At 40.3% G+C, this 5,096-nt stretch carries 4 protein-coding genes; all 4 read left to right on the top strand.

Features of this window, described 5'->3' with window-relative positions:
* The first annotated feature begins 446 nt into the window (after positions 1–446).
* The 4 genes from ABYD77_RS17585 (at position 447) to prpC (ending at position 4,942) form a co-directional block, all read left to right on the top strand.
* On the top strand, positions 447–1,835 hold the full coding sequence (locus ABYD77_RS17585; protein WP_372771400.1) for a serine hydrolase domain-containing protein: 1,389 nt from the start codon (positions 447–449) through the stop codon (positions 1,833–1,835).
* A gap of 358 nt (positions 1,836–2,193) precedes the next feature.
* Positions 2,194–2,847, top strand: a complete 654-nt coding sequence (locus ABYD77_RS17580) for a GntR family transcriptional regulator (RefSeq protein WP_010559977.1) — start codon at positions 2,194–2,196, stop codon at positions 2,845–2,847.
* A gap of 86 nt (positions 2,848–2,933) precedes the next feature.
* Entirely contained in the window at positions 2,934–3,806 is an 873-nt protein-coding gene (gene prpB, locus ABYD77_RS17575) for a methylisocitrate lyase (RefSeq protein ID WP_372771399.1), read from the top strand.
* Between the two features lie 11 nt (positions 3,807–3,817).
* Complete coding sequence (gene prpC, locus ABYD77_RS17570) at positions 3,818–4,942, top strand: 2-methylcitrate synthase (RefSeq protein ID WP_372771398.1); 1,125 nt, start codon at positions 3,818–3,820, stop codon at positions 4,940–4,942.
* The last annotated feature ends 154 nt before the right edge of the window (positions 4,943–5,096 follow it).

The raw sequence follows: 5,096 nt of genomic DNA, 5'->3' as shown, positions 1-5,096 counted from the left end.
TTATCGGTCTCTCAATAGAGGAGCCTGCAATCAATCGAACTACTGTAAAAGAAGGCTTTAGTTGCAGCTAAAGCTTGGGCCTCACCTTACCCTAAATCGGTATAAAAAGAATAATTAAGGTGGGTGTATTATCCATACAAGGTAATTTATGATGTTCTGTTTTAAGCTTGGCTAGCGCTTATCTTTGCTAGCTTTAGCCAAGTTATATCCGCCTATAAGTAAGGTGTTTAACGAACATGACCATTAAGCCAAGATTTAAAATATTTGTAATAAGCCTATTACTGACTAATTAAAACCAGCGATTTTAGTCTTTAAATCTAGAGAACAAAGATCATAACGCTCCAATAACCCATTAATATTTTTTATACAATTTTGATTTGCTTAGTGTAATTAAGCAATAGATACTAAACACCATCTAACGCTATGCAAAAACAGGGAACTTTATTGTGTTAACCGCTAAAATCGCGTCTGCGACCATAGGGCTTGTCTTATCTTTTAGCCTTTGTGCTAAACCACAGCCCACAACGCAATCAACAAAAAACGCTATCGAAAACGTGGTTAATAGTTATGTATCACATGGTGCATTTGAAGGTGTGTTACTGGTTTCTCAATCGGGCGAAAAAATATTTGAGCAGGCGTATGGCTTTTCAAATTATGACAATCGTACACCACTTAGCGTAAACAGTTCGTTTCAAATTGCATCGCTCAGTAAACCAATTACAGCCACGTTAGTGCTTAAACTTAAAGAGCAAGGCAAACTTAAGCTTGAAAGTACATTAGCTGAATATTTTACTGAGTTTGATAATGATATTGGCCGACAAATCACATTACACCATTTACTGAACCACACATCGGGTATACCTAATCACTTTACGCTTAATAACTGGTTTAATAGTGACTTTCACAAAGTCACCACTGAGCAGGAATTTGTTGATGTTATTGCAAATATGCCGTTAAGTGCTGAGCCTGGTAAAGAGCACAATTATTCAAACCCTGCGTACTATCTATTAGGTAAAATTATTGAAAAAGCCACAGGGCAATCATTTGCACAGAGTCTAAAAACCAACATTATAGCACCACTATATATGACGCGTTCAGGTGTAGCCCCTGGTAATACACAAAGTGCTCACGTGATTAAAGCGCACCAATGGCAAGATACTGGTGGCTATAAACGTGAACCAGATAATAACTACAAGTTATTTGGTGCAGGTGCCGCCATTTATAGTAGCGCTGATGATTTATATCGATTTGAATTAGCGCTTTATGGCACAGACCTAATTAATGAACAAAGTAAGCACCAATTGTTTAACCCTGATTTACCTTACAGTTGGCGAATAGGCAAATTGCCAATTACAGAGTCACGTAATGTGAATGCCCATATGTATGATGGCAAAATAAAAGGCTACAGTAGCATGGTGCTGCGCCTAATAGATGATAAACACAGTGTTATTCTACTCAGCAATAATGGTATGAGTTATCAGTTGAAACGGCAACTAGTAGGGGATATTGCCAAGGTGCTGTATGGCGAGCAGGCACCAAATCGTGAAAATGATGTTGCACTCGCATTAACCCAAGCGATTACCACTGGCACCTTTGAAAAGGTACTAACTGATATTAAAGCCAACAAATACACATTAGATGAAGGCATGATGATATCCCTTGCCTATGAATTACTTTGGTCAAACCTTGCTACTAAATCGTTACAGTTATTTGCTGTGATCGGTAACCAATTTAAACAATCTGAAGAGGCTAAACATCATTTTGCACAGGCGTGTAAACACAGATTGGTTAAGAACTTAGAAGAACGTCATGCTATTTGTAGTGAGACACTTTAAAGGCCTTAAAATAGTTAAATGGCGATATGTGAAAAAATTTAGATGTAGGTAGCGTGTTTAGCGATGGCCTACATTTTTGTACGGCGTATAACGTGTATTACTAGTGTCTTTTGAATCAAGCGGCCTAATGAAGTGACTCAACATTAAGCGTTAAGTGCATAACGGTTAGTTAATGGTTGTTATACGTTAGTAGCGGAACGTTCGCCGAAACATTTATTGCCCTTCATTGTCGACAATTAATGCCCATTTAGTCTAATTTAACAAAATAAATTGCTAAAATTGTCGACAATCTGTTGATCTCTTCGTGAATCACTCCTATATTACTCCTAGTTATTGTCGACAATAGTTAGGTTTTAAATTGGAAAATGAAGTAAAAACTGCGTCAGATAAAGTTTTTGTCGACATTCGCCAAGCCATTGTGGAAGGTGAAATTGCGCAAGGCTCAAAAATTTCTGAGCCAGAACTCTCCAAAAAGCATCAAGTTAGCCGCGCAACCTTGCGTGAGGCACTAAACCGTTTAGAAAGCTGTCATTTAATTGAGCGAAAAGCTAATGTGGGCTGCCGTGTTATTTCGCTTACCCCAGAAAAGTTAGATGAAATCTATCAGGTGCGCAGCGCCCTTGAGGGGCTGGCGTGCCGTTTAGCGGCAACCAATATGACAGACGATGAAATCAATCAGGTAAAAGCCTTACTTGATGACCATTTGTCGACACAACGGGTGCGCCAAGGAGAGTCTTACTACCAAGAAGAAGGTGACTTAGATTTTCACTACCGCATTATTAAAGGCAGTAAAAACAGCCATTTAATTAATCTACTGTGCAACGAATTATACCAATTAGTGCGAATGTACCGAGTGCAAATGGGCATGAATGGCCCACGTGTTAGCAAAGCATTTGATGAGCACTTGGCTATTATTAATGCCATTGCAGCGCGCGATGGCGAATTAGCCGAATTATTAATGAAAAGACATATCGCGGCATCAGGTAACAATATTGAACGTAAGTTTCAGTGATGTGTGATGCCAATAAAAGTGTAAACAAATTTAGTTAGCGTAACGCTAGCGTACAAATATAAAAATACCGTTCAAAGGAGATATACATGTCAGCAGGTTTGAAGTTTCGCCAAGCATTATTAGAGAATCAACCGCTTCAAGTGGTCGGCACTATCAATGCCTATACTGCAATGATGGCAGAGAAGGTAGGGCATAAAGCCATTTACTTATCAGGGGCAGGGGTTGCCAACGCCAGTTACGGTCTACCCGATTTAGGCATGACAAGCTTAGATAATGTGCTTGAAGATATTCGCCGTATTACCAGTGCATCTGATTTACCACTACTCGTAGATGCAGATACAGGTTGGGGCGGTGCATTTAATATTGCGCGTACGGTAAAAGAAATGACAAAAGCAGGTGCAGCGGGTTTTCATATTGAAGATCAGGTAGCGCAGAAGCGTTGTGGTCACCGTCCTAATAAAGAAATCGTAACTCAACAAGAAATGGTTGACCGTATTAAAGCGGCGGTTGATGCAAAAACTGATGAGCATTTTTACATTATGGCACGTACCGATGCGTTTCAAAAAGAAGGGTTAAATGCCGCAATCGATCGCGCAGCTGCGTGTATTGAAGCAGGTGCCGATGCAATCTTTGCAGAAGCAGTACACGAGCTTGCTGACTATAAAGCATTTAGCGATGCGCTGAATGTACCAATCCTTGCTAATATTACTGAATTTGGCCAAACACCGATTTATTCAAAAGCTCAATTAGAAGAAGTCGGTGTAGGTATGGTGCTTTACCCGCTAAGTGCGTTTAGAGCAATGAATAAAGCGGCACTTAATGTGTACAACACTATTTTAAGTGAAGGCTCGCAAGCAAGCGCAATTGATTCAATGCAAACCCGTGCCGAGTTGTATGACTTTTTAGATTACCACTCGTTTGAAAACACACTTGATAAACTTTTTCAGAATAATAAATAAGGGGCAGGAAAATGGTAGATAAAGCATTAGGCGGAGCAGGATTACGTGGTCAAGTTGCTGGTGAAACAGCGTTATGTACAGTTGGTAAATCAGGCAGTGGTTTAACGTATTGTGGTTATGATATTTCAGAACTTGCAGATAAAGTTGAATTTGAAGAAGTATCGTACCTTTTAAGCCGTGGCGAATTACCAAATCAATCACAACTTGATGAGTATAAAGTAAAACTAAAATCATTACGTGGTTTACCTACGGCACTTAAAACCGTTCTAGAATCGATTCCTAAAACAGCGCACCCAATGGATGTAATGCGTACCGGTTGCTCTATGCTAGGCAATCTTGAAATGGAAACCGACTTTAACGATGTGAACGACCATATCGACCGTATGGTTGCGGTATTCCCAAGTATTATTTGTTATTGGTATCGTTTCTCTCACGACGGTGTACGTGTTGATGTGGAAACTAACGACGATTCAATTGGCGCGCACTTCTTACATTTATTACACGACAAAGCACCAAGCGAGCTATTTGCTAAGGTAATGAATGTATCGCTAATTTTATACGCAGAGCATGAATTTAACGCGTCTACGTTCACAGCGCGTGTATGTGCATCAACGCTGTCTGATGTTCATTCATGTGTAACCGGTGCAATTGGCTCACTACGTGGCCCACTTCACGGTGGTGCAAATGAAGCCGCAATGGAAATGATTGAAAACTTCACAAGTGCTGATCAAGCTGAAGAAGCACTGATGGGCATGCTTGAGCGTAAAGAAAAAATCATGGGTTTTGGTCACGCAATTTACCGTGAGTCAGACCCGCGTAATGTGATCATCAAAAAGTGGTCTGAATTACTTGCAAAAGAAGTAGGCGATGATGTGCTTTACCCAGTGTCTGTACGCTGTGAAGAAGTAATGTGGCGTGAGAAAAAGCTTTTCTGTAATGCTGATTTCTTCCATGCATCGGCATATCACTTTATGGATATACCAACAGCGTTATTTACGCCAATCTTTGTAATGAGCCGAGTAACAGGCTGGACAGCACACATTAAAGAGCAACGTGCTAATAACCGTATTATTCGCCCAAGTGCTGATTATACAGGCCCAGAAGCACGCGAAGTACCACCTATTTCAGCGCGTTAAAGTCTAAGTAATTCGCATTATATCAAGGCATGCCTAGCATGCCTTTACTCCGAGTTTGTTATGGAGCCCATATGAATACCCAATACCGTCAAAAGCTAGGCAATACCGGCCTAGATTATTTTAATGTTGAAGCTGCGGTGAATGCCATTTCACC

The sequence above is a fragment of the Pseudoalteromonas sp. genome (assembly GCF_041629635.1).
Taxonomy (GTDB): domain Bacteria; phylum Pseudomonadota; class Gammaproteobacteria; order Enterobacterales; family Alteromonadaceae; genus Pseudoalteromonas.
Note: the sequence above shows the minus strand (reverse complement) of the source record. Positions and strands in the feature narration are given on the sequence as shown.